This window comes from Microcoleus sp. S36b_A4, from assembly GCF_036700645.1.
Lineage (GTDB): Bacteria > Cyanobacteriota > Cyanobacteriia > Cyanobacteriales > Microcoleaceae > Microcoleus.
This window is the reverse complement of sequence record NZ_JAUBPI010000189.1, coordinates 1-3,355: the sequence shown is the minus strand read 5'-3', so window position 1 is coordinate 3,355 and position 3,355 is coordinate 1. Positions and strand designations below refer to the sequence as shown.

General features: G+C 47.5%; 3 protein-coding genes. 2 read left to right on the top strand and 1 reads right to left on the bottom strand.

Features of this window, described 5'->3' with window-relative positions; genetic code table 11:
• Positions 1–649: 649 nt before the first annotated feature.
• Together QUA03_RS28570 and QUA03_RS28565 are read left to right on the top strand one after the other, a co-directional pair.
• Complete coding sequence (locus QUA03_RS28570) at positions 650–1,420, top strand: SDR family NAD(P)-dependent oxidoreductase (protein WP_333217058.1); 771 nt, start codon at positions 650–652, stop codon at positions 1,418–1,420.
• A gap of 222 nt (positions 1,421–1,642) precedes the next feature.
• Positions 1,643–2,479: an MBL fold metallo-hydrolase gene (locus QUA03_RS28565; RefSeq protein ID WP_333217056.1), complete on the top strand. Its 837-nt coding sequence runs from the start codon at positions 1,643–1,645 to the stop codon at positions 2,477–2,479.
• Positions 2,480–2,898: 419 nt separating this feature from the next.
• On the opposite strand, the gene QUA03_RS28560 is transcribed toward QUA03_RS28565, so the two are convergent.
• Complete coding sequence (locus tag QUA03_RS28560; protein WP_333217055.1) at positions 2,899–3,060, bottom strand: hypothetical protein; 162 nt, start codon at positions 3,058–3,060, stop codon at positions 2,899–2,901.
• Positions 3,061–3,355: the final 295 nt, after the last annotated feature.

The window sequence follows — 3,355 nt, the reverse complement described above, 5'->3', positions numbered from 1 at the left end:
CTCTACCATAGGACTGGCAATGCTTTTGGGGTGTGTTACTGCTTATACTACCACGAGAGTGACAAAAGAGGGTTAATATTCCGAGTCAATCTCCCATCTTCCATCTCCCGTCTCTCATCGCATCCGATTTAGCGCCCGATAATGGCGGCTCCCCAATAATTATCAAAAGAGTTATTAGCCCTATCTACGCGCATTTCATAGTTAGATAGCAATCCTCGCATCATTTGTGAATTTCTTACTTGCTCCCCGATCTCGCGGGGAGGGTTGGGGTGGGGTAAAAATTTTACGGCTCCTGCAAGGATTGCTATCTAAGTATAATTATTTCTTTAATATTTCCATTTTATTCATTTTTTAAGGCTTTATGTAGTTTCTCTATTTGCTCTTTCTCTAAGATGATTCTCGGCTGTGATTTTTACACTAATTGCATGAAGTTTGTTTTCGACTCTACCGTATTTAAATGCCTAAAAGCTTATGTCCTAGGAAAGATGCGATCGCACTCCTATCTCCCTAGCATTGTAAAAGTTGAACGTCCACAGTCCACAAAGATTGTCTAGTACAGACAGAAGCAAGCCTAGACAAAAGAGCGTGGAGCAGTTACAGAGGATTTTAAATGGTTATAAACAGTTCGTTGACCCGGCCTTTGGCTATCGTGACGGGTGCCTCTAACGGTATCGGCTACGAACTCGCCAAACAGTTCGCTCAAAACGGCTTCGATCTCCTAGTCACCGCCACCGGAGCGAGCATCAATGAAGCGGCTCAAGCCTTTGAGGGGCTCGGTGCCAAAGTCGAGACAGTGCAGGCAGACCTCGCTACCTACGACGGTGTTGAGACGCTCTACAACCAGATAAAAGCGACTAATCGGCCAGTGGATGCGATCGCAATTAATGCCGGTGTCGGCGTCGGTGGCGACTTTGCCCGCGAGACAGACTTGAAGGACGAACTAAATCTGATTAACCTCAACGTTGTCTCGTCTGTGCATTTGGCTAAACGGGTAGTCAAGGATATGGTCGATCGCGGCCAAGGACGGATTCTATTCACTTCCTCCATTGCCGCCCTAATGCCGGGGCCATTCGAGGCAGTCTATGCAGCATCCAAAGCCTTCATCCACTCGTTTTCCGAAGGACTCCGCAATGAGTTAAAAGATACAGGTGTAACTGTCACCTCGCTGATGCCCGGTCCCACCGATACTAACTTCTTCCACCGGGCGGGAATGGATGACACGAAGGCGGGCGCCGACAAGAAAGATGATCCAGCCGAGGTTGCCAAACAGGGATTTGAAGCCTTGATGGCTGGTAAGGACAACATCATTGCAGGTTCGCTCAAGACAAAGATTCTAGCCAGCGCAAGCAAGGTTTTGCCTGATACCGTTAATGCCGAAATGCACCGCCAGCTTACTGAACCGGGTTCTGCCAACCAATAATTTCCGCCCGTCTTACTATGCTTATGTGTAGATTTAAAGAAAGTAAACATCGCAGATAGTGGCAAGATTGCAGCCAATAAAAGCGTGTTTACTTCTCCCAGTAGTGACGACGATTTAGCGAATTTTTCTCAGGCGTTCATCGATGGCATTATGCAGCATCGGCCTTGGATGCGAACTGAGTAATAAATGGTTCCCGCCTAAGTAATTTAGTACAGCACATTTATGCAAATTCATCATCTCAATTGTGGCTGTATGTGTCCCATTGGAGGGGCGCTTTTCGATGGCTTTAGTAGCGGTTTGACGGCTAACCTCGCCTGCCACTGTCTGCTGGTTGAAACCAATCAGGGACTTGTTCTGATTGATACCGGCTTCGGATTGCGGGATATCCAGTCGCCTTACTCTCGGCTCAGCCCGTTTTTCGTTTATTTTAATAACATCCAGTTCGATCGCAAGTACACGGCAATCCATCAAATTGAACAGCTCGGATTTTCACCAAGCGATGTGCGCCATATTGTACTCACCCACCTCGACTTCGATCATGCCGGTGGTCTAGAGGATTTCCCTGAAGCAACCGTACACGTCATGCAGGCTGAAATCGATGCCGCACACGATCGGCATGGTTTCATCACAAAAAGGCGCTATCGTCCGGGGCAGTGGGATGAAGTCAAACGGTGGAAATACTATTCGGCGGGTGGCGAACCTTGGTTTGGTTTTGAAGCAGTCCGCGAGCTCGACGGATTGCCGCCGGAAATTTTGCTAATCCCGTTGGTGGGGCACACGCGCGGTCATGCTGGCATTGCCATTGATACACCCGATGGCTGGCTTCTGCACGCAGGCGATGCCTATTTCTACCGACACGAGATGGATGCAGCTAACCGACGCTGCACGCCCGGTCTGCGCGCCTACCAATGGATGATGGAGGTCGATCGCAAGGCTAGGTTGCTCAATCAAGGCCGGCTGCACGCATTATCGGTGCAGCATAGTAAAGATGTGCGCGTGTTTTGCAGTCACGATGCTATTGAGTTAAAAGCCTTCATTGACGGACCTAGGAACTCTTAAAACTAGAAATTTCATCATTACTATTGATTACACCAAGTAGGCGGTTGGGGAAGTTGCAGCCGGACTGCGCTCTGGATTTTGATACATCTTAAATTCAAAACTCATACTAAGTTGCGTTCAAAGAGCTTATTCTTAAATGTGGGAAATATGTCATTGAGCGCCAGCGCTCCCGGTTAAATGCTAGATTGACAAGTTCTTGACAAAGCTCATCGATTACCTTAGACATTGACTTGAATATTAGGTTATTAAAGTAGTTTTCGGGTAAATTTCCCCACTGATGTTCAACTGGCATTAATTCCGGGCTATTTGAATCTAATCTAACTAGCACAAACTATAAAATAGGTGTCGGTTTATTTCCCTGACCCAAAATTATGGGATACTTTTTGCACGAATTGCTGTTGGAGAGACAAAGCATTGACTCATCCCTCAACCTCTCGTGCCTTGCGAAACTTTTCCTGTAATTGCTCGCACGCAGTCTCTAAGGGGATTCCCTCACCCCGCGATAGTTTTGCCTCCGCTTCCTCCACCGAAGAGCGCACCTCCTCCACCCACTCCCAATAATGCTGGCGTGTTTGAGTCAAAGTCTGGAGGGCTTTTGTAATAACCTCTTCCGGCGAGCTAAACTGCCGCGCGTGCTAATTGCGCTTCGATCAATTTCATTTGCTCAGGACTCCAAGTAATATTGATAAGAATCTCCCGGAGTCTCGCTGACACAAATCCCTTTTCTAAGAATAGCGCTACTTTCTGGGCAGTGCGATCGTCCAGAAAAATGGCTGGACAGTGCCGGATCTGCCAAGTTGATTAGACCTCTTGCGAAAGTCTCAGACGAGCGCTAGTTTGTCTTCAAAAAAAGTTCATAATTATAAATACCAGCGA